Genomic DNA, 13,941 nt, shown 5'->3' on the forward strand with positions numbered 1-13,941 from the left:
CAACCGCTTCACCTTTGAAGCCGGTCAGGTCTTTACCCCCAGTATAGAGAGGCGCAGAATTCATCTCTATCAAGAAAGGGCCTTTCCTGCCGCCATAAGAATAACCAGGCTCTCGATAGGCCCAAGATCGAGTAGGCCCTCGCTCCGGCGCGCCGGAGCGAGCACCTCATTGCAAGTGGCCAGCAGGCCCCCCTCGGCGCTACGCTTTGCTGGCCCAGGCTTCCCCCACGGGCGTGGCCATCAGCAGGGAAGGCTATGCGCGCTTCGCGACATATCAGCGCTCAAGCATGAATAGCAGCAACAGCTCGTTTATTATCTCTAACGAGCAAGGGCAACGCACATCAGCGTTCAGGTCAGCGCTATTGGTCTAGCTCGCTCCAGCCCATACGTCGCCAGAGCGCCCGCAGGAGCGGCGGCGCCCACCAGTTGAAATCACCCAGCAGTCGCATCGTCGCCGGGACCAGCAAAGCACGGATGATACTGGCATCCAGCAGAACGGCCAGCGCCAGCCCTACGCCAATCTCCTTGATGAAGATGATGCGGGCCGTAGCAAAGGCAGCCAGAACCACCGCCAGCAGCAGAGCGGCACTGGTGATCAGTCCGCCGGTGCGCTGGAGTCCGAGGGCGACAGCCTGGCGATTGTCGCCGCTCTGATCGTAATACTCCTTGATGCGGCTCAGCAGAAAGACCTCATAGTCCATCGAGAGGCCAAAGGCAATGGCGAAAATGAGCACAGGCTGTGTGCCATCTATGCTGCCAGGCGGCTCAAAGTCCAGCACAGAGGCGAGGTGTCCCTGCTGGAAGATCCAGACCAGCGAGCCAAAGGTGACGGTCAGCGAGAGGAGGCTGAGCAGCACGGTTTTGAGCGGAATCAGGAGCGACCCGGTCATGACAAAGAGGAGCAGCATCACCGCCAGGATCAGCAGGGCCAGAGCCACAGGAATCGTGGCCCGCAAATTGGCGAAGAGATCGATCTGCTGGGCCGTCAGGCCGCCCACGAGAGCCGTCAGTCCACCTGGCAGGCTGAGCTGCCGGATCTGTTCAACCAGATGGCTGGCCTGTGGAGAGAGCTCGTTGTAGGCCAGTGCCACGGTGACCTGGGTGTAGCGACCGTGAGCCAGTAGATGGGCCACGTTCGTCAGCTCGGGCTGCCTGGCCGGCTCTGGCTGGGCATAGAGCCGCTGGTACTCAGCTAGCGAGAGCCGGGGATCAACGGTGACCAGGCTCTCAATATGGATGACGCCAGGGAGGCGCTTCAGCTGCTGGACATAGCGATCGAGCCGGGCCAGGCCCACAGCCGAGAGGACACCTGTCTCGCTGCTGAGAGCAATCGTAATCTGAGCGGCCCCGTGTTCGCGAAAGTCATGGCTCAGACGCTCAGCCAGCAGCCGCGCCGAGGCTGTTGCGGGCAGTACACTGACATCCGGCGTCGAGAAGGAAACTGAGAGAAAAGGCCAGCCTGGGAGGAGCAGGCACGGCAACAGGACCAACAAGACAGGCCAGGGATGCCGCATGACCAGTTCGGCAATCCAGGCCCAGGCTCCCGTAGTCCTCCCGCGGCCCTCCTCCCTCGGCCTAGATGCAAGAGCACCCTGAGCAGCTGACCGGCCCTCCCGAAGCAGTCGGAAACCACCGCGCAGGCTCAGCAGGTTAATCCGTTTCCCAAGGACAGCCAGGAAGGCAGGCAAGAGCACCAGCGCGGTCAGCAGAGCCACGAGCACGGTAGTGATCGCTCCCAGACCCAGGCTGCGCAGAAAGACCTCTGGGAAGAGGAGCAGGCCCAGGAGGCTCAGGCTAACCGTCAGCCCCGAGAAGAGGACGGCTCTCCCCGCCGTACGCAAGGTGGCTCGCAAGGCGAGAGCCACCCGCGGCTCCCCCGCATGATCCCCCGCCACCAATTCCTCTCGAAAGCGCGTGATCATCAGGAGCGCATAATCTATCGACAGGCCCAGACCCAGCATAGTAACGACGTTAATGGCAAAGACCGATATCTCAGTTACTTCTGCCAAGAGATGCAGGATAGCAAAGGCCAGAATAACCGTCATTCCGCCAATCACTAGCGGCATCATGGCTGCGACAAGACCACCAAAGACGATCAGTAGCAGCAAAGTCACCAGTGGGAAGGTCAGCAACTCAGCTCGTTCCAGATCCTGGCTGACCTGCTGGTTGAGTTCCACAGCAAAGGGGACACTTCCCCCGGCGGTAATCTGCAAGAGGGGCGAGGTCAAAAGCGGCAGGATCGCCCGGTACTCTTGTTCTTTTGTCGACTCGTCCTGATGAGCGAGCTGAATGAGGACCAGCGTTTCGCGTCCATCGTCGGAGAGGAGCTGAGGGCTGCGCCTAGTATAGTAGGAAGTCAGCCCAGCAACCTCACTGCGGGCCTGGAGCGTACGCAAGAGCGCGCGCGCTGCCTCCTCAAAGACCGGGTCAGTCGGATGCAAGCCCGGCGCTTTGAGCAGCAGGATCACATCAGGAGTTGCTCCTGGAAGCTGCTTTTCAAGGAGCTGCTGAGCCTGGAAGGATTCGCTTCCGGGCACATCGAAGCCGCCAGTCTTGAGAGCAGCAAAGAGGCCGGTCCCGTAGATGAGCGCCAGGACGATGAAGAGGGGCGCTGTACCCAGGACCAGCCAGCGCCAGCGATAGAGCCAGGGGGCATAACGCATACTGAGCATGAATCTTTCTCCCCACGATGCATGCAGCCGTGTTCACCAGGACCAGGAAAGAAAGGAGCTTACACCGGCATACCAGCACAAATGCGCTCGCTGAGCGACGGCAGCCAGCGCTCAAGCAGGAACAGCAGGCGGAGAGACCTGGTAAGCGCCCGCTGCGTCTGACCAGCAGCAACGGCTCGCAAGAGCAGCTCTGCACAGCGTCCGGCCTCCATCTTCTGGCCGTGCTCGTGCCAGCGCGGTAGACGCTCCGGCGGGAGTTGCTGGCCTGCTCCGGTCGCCGTTGGTCCTGGATAGATGGTGAGCAGACGCACACCGCTACGCCTGCATTCGCGACGCAGCCCCGTCAGCAGCGCATCACCCGCCGCCTTGCTGGCTGCATAGGCACTCGCCCAGGGAAAGGCCAGGCGCGCCATCGGCGAGGAGACGCTGACGATCGTTCCCTTTTCTCGCTGCTGCTCCATCAGGGGCAGAAGCTGCTGCAAGAGGAAGAAGAGACCGTAGAAATTGGTGGCCATCATCTCTTCCAGCTCCGCGCTGCCTATCGTCTTCAGCGGCCCGAGATACTCGATACCGGCACAGTAGATGGCCAGATCGATGCGCCCAGTACGCTCCCAGACCTGGCTCAGCAGGTCCGCCACCTGCTGAGGATCGCGTACATCGACGGGACAGGTCAGGAGCTGAGCTGACTCCTCCACCTCACGCGCCAGCATAGCCAGACGCTCCGGTGAGCGCGCCGCGGCGATCACCTGCGCACCGGAAGCCAGCAGCCGGTGGACCAGGGCCGCGCCGATTCCTCCGCTGGCTCCTAAGACCAGTACAACCTTGCCCCGGAAGCCCGGTCTTTCCATGTCGCTGCCTCCTTCCCAATCAGCGGCCAGCAGTCTGGACCAGTGGCCAGGTCAGCAGGCCGAAAGAGAGCAGTAGGGTTCCAACGGAGAGGAGTACCAGCTCACGCCGCTCGCGCACCCCGATGGCGCTCCCACCCTCGCCGGCGGCACCTTCTTCACGCTGCTGCCTCTCAACCCAGTGCAGACGACGGTCGATCAAGAGTTTGCGCAGGAGCGCTAGGGCACACAAGGCCGCTCCCACGCTCAGTAAGAGGTACTCGCTCTGGCCACTCATCAGGGCCTGCCAGACAAACAGCCCAAGGAGGAGCAGCGCACAGCATAAGGCCAGATCGTTGAAACGGCCCCATACCTGCAGGCGCAACTGATCGGTAAGATTGACCTCCAGAGCAGAACTGGCTTCCCTGAGCGCACGCAGCAGGGGCGGACGCACACAGATGGCCATGATCAGGCTCCCACCAGCCAGAACAGCGAGCAGCAGCCGTTCGACAAGGACCAGCCACACGGTCATCTCAACACCTCATTAACATTGTCAACTAATAGAACAAAGTTCACCAAATTTCAAAAAAAAATTAGTGCGCGGGAGCCTGTTCCCAGGCCCGCAGCAGATCGCGCACCGCCCGCGTCAGGAGCAGCTTCGCGCGGGGAGGGCCGCCGTAGACCAGGTGTGCCAGGGCGAGGCTCACCAGGCCATGCAAGGTTGCCCAGAGGATATCGACGGCGTCATCCAGGTTGCGCAGGGTCACAGAGCGGGCCTCGCTCCAGTTTGCCAGTACCGACCGCACCAGAGCAAAGGTAGCTTTGGCCTCTTGAATGTTGTGCAACCCGCCCTGACGCAGGCTAAACATCAGCTCGTAGAGCGTCTGATTGCGCCAGACGAAGCCCCAATAAGCTGTGGCTATATGGAGCAGCCGCTCCTCGGGGTCCCTCTCCCCAGCAGCAGCGCGGCGCAGCTCCTCCAGCAACTGGGCAAAGCCCTGCACCAGCAGCGTTTCTAGAATGGCGTCCTTATCCTCGAAATACTTATAGAGCGCGGAAGGACTATACTCGATGCGCTCAGCCACCCGACGCACCGTCACAGCCTGCCAGCCCTCCTGTGCCGCAATCATCAGCGCCGCCTCCATAATCGCCTGCCGCATGGCTTCGCGCTCGCGCTCCCGTCTCTCCTTGCTGCCCACGCTCTGCTCTCCTTTCCGCTTTCATCAGCAATGGTAAACTAAGTTCACCCAAAAGTCAAGCGCTCGTTTGCAGAAGAGTGGCGATTGAGACCATCGCAGGCCCCTGCAGGAGCGGCGAGCAGCCGTCAGCCGCAGGGGCCTTGTACGGGAGAAAGCGCGTTTGTCAGGTTGCAATCGAAGCCTTCCTACGCCCCTGGTCCTTCGCGCTCGCAAGCAACCCAACCGCCCAGTGACTGGTCCTGCCTATCCCATTCGCTCAGTTCTCCTGGACAGGTGGCAAGAGCACCGCCGCCAGCAGTTGGCCCTCGACCAGGCGCTGCGGGGGTCCGCTGCGGCCCAGCAGGGGGATTTCCTGAGCGCGCAGGACCCGTGTCTGCTCGCCTCTGTTCGCTCCTTCTGGGCGCCAGACGAAGAGCAGCTGATCCGTAGGCTGAACCAGCAGCGTCGTCAGCAGCTGATCGCCAGGGAGGAGTGTCAGGCTGGTCACGCCTGCCGTGGCTCGTCCGCGCAAGGGCAGCTCCTCCACGGCCAGGCGCTTAGCGTAGCCTTGCTCGCTGAGGAGGAGCAGAGCGGTCCCTGTCGCCAGTTCTCCCGGCTGCTCTGGCTGGAGATAGGCAGCGCTCACCAGGCGCGAGCCAGCGGCCAGGGTCATGGCCATCACCCCCTGACCACTACGGCCCTGGGAGCGCAGACTCTCATCGGCAAAGCGCAGGGTCTGCCCGCTATCGCTACTCACCAGATACTCGCCGCCGGCTCTGACCACCAGGGCCGTTGCCACCGCATCGCCTTCCGCCAGCTTCATATCTTGCAAGCCCTCCTCATCTACCGTGCGATACTCGCTCAGCGGCGACTTTTTCACCTTCCCCTGGCGACTAAAGGTTACCAGATAGCGATCCTCCTCGTGCGCCGCCAGTGCGAAGAGCGCCACTGGCTCCTCTTCTGGATTGAGGGCCAGCAAGCGAGCCAGTGGCTCACCGCGGGCCGAGCGCGTTGCCTGCGGTAGACGGAACGCCGGCACCTGGAAGACGCGCCCGCTGGAAGCAACGCAGAGCACAGCGTCCTGTGAGTAGCCTGGCAGGATCTGGCGCAGCTGCTCATCGCCACGCACCGGCCCATAGCGCTCCGACGAGCGCGTTCCATAGGCCCCGGGCGGCAGAGCCTTCACCGCCGCTGCGCGCGTCAGCACCAGCGTCAGGGGTGTCCGCTCATAAAGGGGCTGCACTTCGCGCACCGGCTCATCGACGCGCGCCTGGGCGTCAACGACCGTGCGGCGCCCATCTCCGAAGCGCCGGATCAACTGCTGCATCTCTCGCTTGAGTTGCGCCACCAGTGCTCGTCGATCGCTCAGAAGGTGCTCCAGCTCGGCTACCCGCGTCTGCAGCTCTTCGCGCTCACGAACATACTTCTGCGCGTCCAGGCGCGTCACCTGGGAGAGCGTCATCCCGGCGATCACCTCCGACTGGGCTGCCGTCAGCCGATAGCGCTCCTCGATGGCCCGGCGCGCCGCTGCGCGGTCCTCCGCCTGCTGAAAGAGGCGCACGATCTCCTGAGCGTTGGCTGCGCCGATGATCAGCCCCTCCAAAACGTGCAAGCGCTCGCGGGCCTTACGCAGTTGAAACTGCGCGCGGCGTGTCAGAACATCGATCTGGTGGGCATTCCAATAGTTGAGCAGCTCCAGCATGCCCACCTGGCGCGGCTGGCGAGCCGGCTGCATTGGTTCCCCGAAGAGAAAGACCATTTGGAAGGAGAGCGAGACTTGCAGATCGGTCTCCTGATACAACTGGGTCAGTACGCGCGCCGGATCGGCATCTTTTCGCAGGTCGAGGACAATGCGTGTGCCCTTCTCGGCGTCGCTCTCATCGCGCACATCCGGCAGCAGCCCCTCAACGCGCCCGGCATTGATGGCCTCGGCAATGGAGACCTTCACTCGATCGCGCCCTACCGGCGGGATCTGCACGACCACCAGCGAGCGGCTGCGCGGCGTCTCCTCAAGCCGCACCTCGGCTCGGACTACGATGCGCCCCTTGCCGGTGGTGAAGTAGTCGCGAATGCCATCCAGGCCAATCACACGCCCGCCCTGGGGGAAGTCCGGCCCCTGGATCATCGTCATCAGCTGCTCGACGCTCATCTCGGGCTGATCAAGCAGGGCAATACAGGCCCGCAGGACCTCGGCCAGATTATGGGGCGGAATATTGGTCGCCAGGCCGACGGCGATGCCGCTGGAGGGATTAATCACGGGCGGCAGGCGCCCGGGCAAATAATCTGGCTCCAGGACCTTGGGGTCCTGCTTATAGGTCGGGTGCAACGGCACCGTCTCGCATTCCAGATCGGCCATCAAGGCCTCGGCCAGCGGCGAGAGACGCATCTCTGTATAGCGATAGGCGGCGGGGGCATCGCCATCCTCGCTGCCCATATTCCCCTGGCCCTCGATCAGGGGGTAGCGCATCGTAAAAGGCTGGGCCAGGCGCACGGCGGCCTCATAGACCGAGGCATCGCCGTGAGGATGGTAGTTACCCAGAATCAGCCCCACCACCTCGGCGCTCTTGACCGTAGGACGCTCGGAGCGATAGCCGGCCTCGCGCATCCCGGTCAGAATACGGCGCTGCACCGGCTTGAGACCATCGCGGGCATCCGGCAGCGCGCGATCGGTCACCACCGACAGCCCGTAGGTGGCGAAGGCGCGCGCCAGCAGGACCGCGAAGTCCTCCTCGCGAATCGTCCCCTGCTCAACCGAACGATCAGACATGCGTGCCATACGTCTGCCTATCCTTTGCTCTGTCTCCGTCATCGATTGGCTCCTGCCCTCCTGCCGCTAGACATCGATCTCCCTGATCTTGCGCGCGTGCTCGGCCAGAAAGCTGCGACGGGCCTCGGCGTTGCGATCCTCCATCAATTCGGCCACCAGCCTCGAGGCCAGGACCGCATCCTCCAGCGTCACGCGCTTGAGCGTGCGCTGAGCCGGATCGAAGGTTGTATCCCGCAGCTCCTGGGGATTCATCTCCCCCAGCCCCTTATAGCGCTTGAACTCCAGGCCCTGAGCCTCGGGATGCGTCGCCAGAAATTGCTGACGCGCCTCGTCGTCTAGCAGCCAGACGACACGCCCCCTATAGCGCACCGAGTAGAGGGGCGGGCAGGCAATGTAAACATGGCCACGCTCAATCAGCTCGCTAAACTCCTGGTGGAAAAGGGTCAGCAGCAGACACTGAATGTGCAGGCCGTCGACATCGGCATCGGTGGCAATGATGATGCGCTGGAAGCGCAGCTTGCTAATATCAAAGGCATCGCGGGTGCCCGTGCCAAGGACATTAATAATGGTGCGGATCTCCTCGTTGCGCAGGATGCGCTCCAGATCGGCTTTGGCCACATTCAGGGGCTTCCCTTTCAGCTTGAGCACCGCCTGGTACTCCGAGAAGCGCCCCTGGCCAGCGCTGCCTCCGGCAGAGTCGCCTTCGACAATAAAGAGTTCAGCCCGCGCCGGATCGTTGGTATTGCACTTCAGAAACTTGCGCGAGAGCGAGGTGTCGATGAGTTCGCCATTCTTCTTCTCACCGCTGCGCGCCAGCTCCTCGACCAGCTGAGCTTCGTTACGAGCCTTCTGCATTTGTTGGATCTTTTTGATCCACTCTTTGCCAGCAGCCGGATTGCGCTCAAACCACTCTTTGAGTCCTTCATCGACGATCGAGCGCACAATGCCCTCAACCGGGGCATTGTTGAGACGATCCTTGGTCTGCCCCTGAAACTGGGGGTTGGTGAGCTTGACCGAGATAACGGCGTTGAGGCCCTGCTGAATGACCTCGGGGCGGAAGCCCTCCTTGTCGCGGCTCTTGATGATCCCCCATTTGAGGGCGTAGTCATGGACCACGCGCGTCAGGGCCGCTTTGAAGCCTGTTTCATGGACGCCACCATCGCGCGTGCGCACGGCATTGGCGTAGCTGAAGAGCGTCGTTTTAAAGCCGGTTGTCGGTTGCAGGGCCACCTCCACCTGGACGCCATCGCGCTCACCGGCAATGGCGATCACCTGCTTGAAGAGCGGCTGGCCGCCCGCAGCGCCCCCGGCGGCCAGGTCGCGCACGTAATCGGGCAGGCCCTCGCGCGAATAAAAGAGATATTGCACCTGCTGCCCGCTGGCTTCATCCCAGAGATCGAGGTGGAAAGCTACCCCGCGATTGAGATAGGCGGCGGCCTTGAGCCGGCTCTGAACCGCTTCGGGAGCGTAGTAGGCCTCCGCGTCGAAAATGCTGCGGTCGTAGAGCCACCAGAGCTGCGTCCCATGCAAGCGCGGATCACATGGGGTAATCTCATGGGGAAGCGCAAGGCCGCGCTGGAAGCGCTGGCGAAACTGCTGCCCGTTGCGCCAGATGGTCAATTCCAGCTCTTCGGAGAGGGCATTAATCACCGTTGCCCCGACCCCATGCAGGCCGCCAGCCGTCTTGTAGGCCCCTTCAGCAAATTTGCCGCCCGAGTGCGGCACGGTCATGATGACGGTCGCCGCCGGCAGCGTCCGGCCCTGATAGGTCATGGGATCAAACGGCATGCCGCGCCCCTCGTCGCGCACCGTGACCCGGCCATCACGCTCAATGCGTACCCAGATATGGCGGCCATAGCCCGCCACAGCCTCATCTACAGCGTTATCAAGAGCCTCCCAGAGCAGATGCAACAGCCCAGAGGTTGAGGTCGAACCAATGTACATGCCAGGCCGATGACGAATAGCCGTTAGCCCTTCCAGTACCTGGATATTGGCCGCTGAGTAGCCAGTCGGATCACTGCCGGCTGAGCCTTCCCTGCTTCTTCCCCGGCCCCGCCCACGCCGCTCCCCGTCCTGAAACGCTCCCTCCTGCTCTTCGACCTGCTCCGCCCGCGCGCCCGACACCGGTTGCAGCTGCTCCTCGGTTTCTGTGTCAACTGTACCTACTGAAAAAAGTGAAAGTTGTCCGTCTATTCCTACAGGTTCCCCTGTAGGAACAGCGCTAGCCCGGGGGGAACGAGTCATCTGAGAAAGTTCCTCTCTTGCCTTTGCTGTTCTTGCCGAGACAGGATACAGCCTTGTTTGGGGAAAGTCAAGGGGGTTTTGGACCAAAAGTTCTAGCTTCTCCCCCCGCTGTGGGCCCGCTTCCCTGCACCAGACCAGCAGAGGTGAAGGGCAAACGACGCTTGCTAAGAGCAGGAGAAGCAAAGAGAACAAACAGTACGGTCAGCAGGTTGATTGAAATTTTGACCGTCATTGATTATAATCGTTTTACATTTAAAAGGGTGTCGCATTATGCCTGGTGACTCGCGCCAAGCGAGCCGTTCCCGGGCGAGGGCGGCAGAGCCGAGCATTGTGAGATTGATTACGGGAAGGACGGAAGGAACGTATGGCACGTCCAGCCAAGCGAGTATCTCCTGACACGCTAGGAGGGCGTATCCGCGCAGCACGGCAGAGCCTACGCCTCTCGCTGGCGGATGTCGCTGACGGTCGCTACAGTACCAGCCTGATCTCTCAAATCGAGCGCAACCGCGTCGAGCCTTCGCCAGAGAGCCTGCGCTTCCTGGCTGAGCGGCTGAATCTGCCCCTGGACGATTTGATGGTCCTGGTTCAGCAGCAGCGCGAGTCGGAGGCCGAGGCCAATCGCTACAAGGAAAACGAGGAAAAGTTGAATCACGCTCTCCGCTTGCTAGAGAGCAAACATGTGAAAGCAGCCCTGGACCTGGTTACGACCATCAACATCGAGCATGCTCCTCCTTCACTGCGCTGGAGGCTCTATGCTTTGAGAGGACAGTGCTTCTTTAGCATGCGGGAGTTTGTGCAGGCTCAGCGGCAGTTCTTCCAGGCCGCCGCTTTGCGCCCTGAGCGACTACCAACCGAGCAGGTCTATGAGGCGACATTGCTCCACCTGCACCTGGCCGCAACCTGCCGCGAGCTGGGCTATCTCGATCTGGCTAATGATCACTATGAGACGGTGCTGAAGCTGATGCAGCCAGAAACCCCCATTCACTACGTGGCTGAAGCCCACTGGGGGCTCGCTCTGGTTTCGTTCGAGCGCGCCGATACGCACCGCGATAATGAGCAGTGGCCCGCTGAGTCCGAGCGACTGAAGTATCGCGCCCTCCATCATGCCGAGAACGCTCGTACGCTTTATCGCTCGATTGGCGACGAGATCAACGAGAGCTTGCTGAGCTGCGAAATCGCTCTGATCTACCAGGGCCTGGGCCGTTTGGACGAGGCCCGCGCCTGTCTGCGTGAGGTGCTGGAGAAGTGGCAGCCGCGAGTGGCTGCTGCCTCACCCGTGGCGAAGAATAGTCTGGAGGAGCGCCGTCAGAAGCGCGAGGCCAATGTGGTAGCAGCGGCAGCGGCCTATCTGGCGAGCCTTGAGCTACAGTGTCAGCATTATGAACTGGCCCTGGAGTACGTTCGCCAGGCTCACGAGGCGGCACGCAAAAGCTATACGCTGCGCCGCGCGGAGGCCTATCTGATCGAGGGCCAGATCCTGGAGGCCCTGGAGCAAGAGCAGGACAGACCGATCAGCGGCGAGTCCGGGGCTGAGCGAGCTTTCCGTGCCGCTATCGAGGAGCTGAAGCCTACCGATCGGATGGCGGCCCTGATTCATGCTCACGATCTGCTGGGACGCCATTTGTTGAAGCGCGGTAGAATTAGGGAGGGCGAGTACGAGCTGGATGTGGCGCGTGCTCTGGCTCAGACACGCCGTCAGTGGCAGGAGCCGCTGGCGATCACCGATGAGCAGTGAGTACGGCACGGCGCCAGGGCCAGATCCATTCGCCGGCACCGCTCAACGATGACTGGCGCAACTTCCTCCTTGTGCCAGCCGTAGATTCTCTAGCAAGGCCCAGCAGGAAGCAGCCTGTGGGATAGCTCAGCTGACAGACTGGGCCGCGCGTCATGCCGAGCATCGTTCGATAGGAGCCAGAGCATACCGAGAGAGGATCAGCAGCAAGCAGTCTGCCCCTCCAGACGCTAGTGCGCGCATTACGGGGAGGTTCACATGCAGAAGCCAGTGACTGGACAGTATGAATGCCAGCATCGTTCGCTGCCGGTGCCGGGGCTGGATGCCTGGACTGCACGGGTCGACCGTCTGACTCTGCTGCCCAATGGACGTTTTGTGCTGTTCACTCAGGAGCGCTCGCGCCTGGCCCAGGCCGCTCAGAGTCTGCTGACCAGCTCAGGCAGCGGCGCTGGGCCTGCTGTGAGCCAGCCACCCGCAGCGACGCGGTACGAGGGTCAGTATGTCTGCCAGGAGCGTCGGCTGCTGCTGCTCTTCGACGATGGGAGCCGCCTGGAGGGCCAGTTTGCCTGGAATGGTGAGGGGGTACAGCTCGGACCGAACTTCTTCCAAAAGGTTTCTGACAACACGTTTTTTCCTCCTCCCCAGCGCCTCAAGCAGGAGATGGAGGAGCTGGCCAAGGGTCTCAAGGTAGCCGCCACGCTGGGAAGTCTGGCTGTGAAGGCCGCCCGGGCCCTCCAGAGCACTCAAACGAGCAGCCCTGCTCAGCGTCCTTTGTCTTCACCGCCCTCTCCGGCAGGCATGGGACCATCCGCCCCCCCTTCCGCTGCTCCAACACCTGCGCCTCCGACCACCCCCGGCTCGTTTCCTCCCCCCGCCGCTGATGGCCAGAGCCAGGCCGCGGCTGATAGCGAGACCTTTTTCTGCGATCAGTGCGGGGCCCGCGTGCGCCCAGGCAAGCACTATTGTGGACAGTGTGGCGCCCTCCTGCCCTGACGCCCGGCCAGGCCGGTCGCTCTATCGCCTCACCGCGCCATGTCTCTCAACCTGAACCGCTGCGAGCCTGACTCGCGCCACGCGGCGCCGCGCCCTTGAAACAGAGAGGGCCTTTCTGGCGTGAATAGACTGGGAGCTTTTCTCTGGAGTTTGTGGATGACTATGACAACGGAAGAAGTCTCTGAAGGGAAGCAACAGCATCGCACGCGCCCAGGAGCCTCCAGCCGGGCCAGATTGGAGAAGATCGTGCAGCGCGCTCAGGCTTTTTTTGTCAAATTCAACAATGACTGGGTCATGAACCTGGCGGCAGCTCTGGCCTTTAACTTGCTGACCGCAATGGCTCCGCTAGCCGTGGCACTGCTGGCCCTTCCAGGTCTGCTGCTGGGCAAGGCCGAGGTCCGCATGTACCTCAGTCAGGTCATTCTTTCGATCTTTCCGCGGATGACGGCCTCGCCTGAGCTGATCGATGCCCTGCTGCGCCAGCTCAATCGCGTCTCTGGTCCCCTCGGCGTCGTCTCCGTCCTGATCGCTCTCTTCACAGGCTCTCGCCTCTTCGTCTTGCTGGAGGGCTGTTTCGGCATCATCTACCGACGGCGCCCTCGCGCCCTGCTGCAGCAGAATCTGATGGCCCTGGGTATGCTCTTGCTCTTCGCCGTGCTGACTCCGCTGATGGTCCTGGCGGCCAGCCTGCCGGCCCTGGTTATCTCCTTCCTGAAGCAGACCCCGCTTGGTCAGATACCCGGCAGCGGCTTCGCTTTCAGCTTGGGTGGCCTGCTGGGCGGCCTGGCACTCTCGTGGGTCTTCTTTTTGACGATCTATACCTTCGTGCCCAATCGACGCATCCGCTGGCGTTCAACCTGGCGCGGCGCCTTGCTGGCCGCTGTGCTGACCCAAATCTATCTGTCTCTCTTCTCCCTCTACGCCGCCCATTTCCTGAACGGCCTGGGTGGCCAGATCGGCTTTGCCATTATTCTGGTGACCTTCTTCTACTACTTCGCGGTGATTCTCCTGCTGGGCGCAGAGGTCAACGCTTTCTTCGGTGAGAAGATTCGCTCGGCCCCCGCCGATCTGGTGACACTGGTAGCTGCTAGCTCCGCTCAGGAGGCCGTCGCTTCAGCTGAGCCAGCTCCACCCCCTGCTCCTTCCAGCAACCTGATTTCATCAGGAACTAGAGACCCCAAAGAACAATCAGGGCAATCGTGACCAGGTGCAGCAGCTGGTCAACCCAGATGGAGGGGATTATGTGGTAGCGCGCCTTGAGGGCATCAATGATCAGGTGGGTGGTGAGGAGTAAAACAATGGCCAGCACCGAGGGACGGGCAAAGAGGACGAAGACCGCGGTGTAAGTGGCGCAGTGATAGAAGGCGACTTCCCAGCTCTTGCCTTTCTCCAGTGCCATCCAGCTGCTTTGGAAGGCGAAGTCTCCGACAAAATGGCAGGCCAGCCAGGTGAATAGCGTTGACAACAGACTGGTGACAACCATCGGCCATCCCCTCTGAACTCAGCTAGAGCAACAGTGCTCACTTTTTCG

Annotated in this window: 10 protein-coding genes; 3 read left to right on the plus strand and 7 right to left on the minus strand. The window is 61.8% G+C overall.

Annotated features, from left to right (window positions below; all coding sequences use genetic code 11):
• Positions 1 to 359: 359 nt before the first annotated feature.
• The 6 genes from BGC09_RS05970 to BGC09_RS05995 form a co-directional block, all read right to left on the minus strand.
• Entirely contained in the window at positions 360 to 2,672 is a 2,313-nt protein-coding gene (locus BGC09_RS05970) for an MMPL family transporter (RefSeq protein WP_069802984.1), read from the minus strand.
• A gap of 59 nt (positions 2,673 to 2,731) precedes the next feature.
• Entirely contained in the window at positions 2,732 to 3,520 is a 789-nt protein-coding gene (locus BGC09_RS05975; RefSeq protein ID WP_069802985.1) for an SDR family NAD(P)-dependent oxidoreductase, read from the minus strand.
• A gap of 19 nt (positions 3,521 to 3,539) precedes the next feature.
• Positions 3,540 to 4,028, minus strand: coding sequence for a hypothetical protein (locus tag BGC09_RS05980; RefSeq protein ID WP_069802986.1), 489 nt, complete (start codon positions 4,026 to 4,028; stop codon positions 3,540 to 3,542).
• A 61-nt stretch (positions 4,029 to 4,089) separates the two neighbouring features.
• Positions 4,090 to 4,695 (minus strand): TetR/AcrR family transcriptional regulator, encoded by a 606-nt coding sequence (locus BGC09_RS05985; protein WP_069802987.1) that lies wholly within the window; start codon positions 4,693 to 4,695, stop codon positions 4,090 to 4,092.
• Positions 4,696 to 4,951: 256 nt separating this feature from the next.
• Complete coding sequence (locus BGC09_RS05990) at positions 4,952 to 7,450, minus strand: DNA gyrase/topoisomerase IV subunit A (RefSeq protein WP_069802988.1); 2,499 nt, start codon at positions 7,448 to 7,450, stop codon at positions 4,952 to 4,954.
• A 57-nt stretch (positions 7,451 to 7,507) separates the two neighbouring features.
• Positions 7,508 to 9,565, minus strand: coding sequence for a DNA gyrase/topoisomerase IV subunit B (locus tag BGC09_RS05995; protein ID WP_218103978.1), 2,058 nt, complete (start codon positions 9,563 to 9,565; stop codon positions 7,508 to 7,510).
• A gap of 484 nt (positions 9,566 to 10,049) precedes the next feature.
• Between BGC09_RS05995 and BGC09_RS06000 the strand changes: the two genes are divergently transcribed.
• The 3 genes from BGC09_RS06000 (at position 10,050) to BGC09_RS06010 (ending at position 13,613) form a co-directional block, all read left to right on the plus strand.
• Entirely contained in the window at positions 10,050 to 11,420 is a 1,371-nt protein-coding gene (locus BGC09_RS06000; RefSeq protein WP_069802989.1) for a helix-turn-helix domain-containing protein, read from the plus strand.
• Positions 11,421 to 11,675: 255 nt separating this feature from the next.
• Positions 11,676 to 12,410: a zinc ribbon domain-containing protein gene (locus tag BGC09_RS06005; RefSeq protein ID WP_069802990.1), complete on the plus strand. Its 735-nt coding sequence runs from the start codon at positions 11,676 to 11,678 to the stop codon at positions 12,408 to 12,410.
• Between the two features lie 162 nt (positions 12,411 to 12,572).
• Positions 12,573 to 13,613, plus strand: a complete 1,041-nt coding sequence (locus tag BGC09_RS06010; RefSeq protein ID WP_069802991.1) for a YihY/virulence factor BrkB family protein — start codon at positions 12,573 to 12,575, stop codon at positions 13,611 to 13,613.
• On the opposite strand, the gene BGC09_RS06015 is transcribed toward BGC09_RS06010, so the two are convergent.
• Complete coding sequence (locus BGC09_RS06015) at positions 13,579 to 13,893, minus strand: DUF3307 domain-containing protein (RefSeq protein WP_069802992.1); 315 nt, start codon at positions 13,891 to 13,893, stop codon at positions 13,579 to 13,581. The two genes, BGC09_RS06010 and BGC09_RS06015, sit on opposite strands and share 35 nt — an antisense overlap.
• Positions 13,894 to 13,941: the final 48 nt, after the last annotated feature.

This window comes from Thermogemmatispora onikobensis, from assembly GCF_001748285.1.
Taxonomy (GTDB): Bacteria; Chloroflexota; Ktedonobacteria; order Ktedonobacterales; family Ktedonobacteraceae; genus Thermogemmatispora; species Thermogemmatispora onikobensis.

Excerpts from the sequence above, each read along its gene's own strand:
- BGC09_RS05970 (WP_069802984.1), bottom strand. The coding sequence starts at position 2,672 with ATGCTCAGTATGCGTTATGCCCCCTGGCTCTATCGCTGGCGCTGGCTG.
- BGC09_RS05975 (WP_069802985.1), bottom strand. The coding sequence starts at position 3,520 with ATGGAAAGACCGGGCTTCCGGGGCAAGGTTGTACTGGTCTTAGGAGCC.
- BGC09_RS05980 (WP_069802986.1), bottom strand. The coding sequence starts at position 4,028 with ATGACCGTGTGGCTGGTCCTTGTCGAACGGCTGCTGCTCGCTGTTCTG.
- BGC09_RS05990 (WP_069802988.1), bottom strand. The coding sequence starts at position 7,450 with ATGGCACGCATGTCTGATCGTTCGGTTGAGCAGGGGACGATTCGCGAG.
- BGC09_RS06000 (WP_069802989.1), top strand. The coding sequence starts at position 10,050 with ATGGCACGTCCAGCCAAGCGAGTATCTCCTGACACGCTAGGAGGGCGT.
- BGC09_RS06005 (WP_069802990.1), top strand. The coding sequence starts at position 11,676 with ATGCAGAAGCCAGTGACTGGACAGTATGAATGCCAGCATCGTTCGCTG.
- BGC09_RS06010 (WP_069802991.1), top strand. The coding sequence starts at position 12,573 with ATGACAACGGAAGAAGTCTCTGAAGGGAAGCAACAGCATCGCACGCGC.
- BGC09_RS06015 (WP_069802992.1), bottom strand. The coding sequence starts at position 13,893 with ATGGTTGTCACCAGTCTGTTGTCAACGCTATTCACCTGGCTGGCCTGC.